At 39.4% G+C, this 236-nt stretch carries 1 protein-coding gene; it reads right to left on the bottom strand.

The features are described from left to right. A partial coding sequence (locus SB756_RS35390) for a hypothetical protein (RefSeq protein ID WP_410913923.1) occupies positions 1 to 236 on the bottom strand: 236 nt, incomplete at both ends.

The raw sequence follows: 236 nt of genomic DNA, 5'->3' as shown, positions 1-236 counted from the left end.
GTAGATACCTGCAATTTCAGGTGTTACTTTATCGCCTTCTTCTACAGATGTATCGTGAATACCTTTAGCCATAAAAGAAAAGCGCTCACCAGGCTTTTGTAATGGTTTTGCGGTAACAATATTTACAGTTGCACCCAATCCACCGGTTGGTGAATCAGCGCGTGCAGTTTTCATTACTTCAAGTGAACTTACACCTTCTGATGATAAGTTTTCAAAGTTAAATGAGCGTGTAAAAC

This window comes from Pseudomonas sp. SIMBA_068 (assembly GCF_046534705.1).
GTDB lineage: Bacteria > Pseudomonadota > Gammaproteobacteria > Pseudomonadales > Pseudomonadaceae > Aquipseudomonas > Aquipseudomonas putida.
Note: the sequence above shows the minus strand (reverse complement) of the source record. Positions and strands in the feature narration are given on the sequence as shown.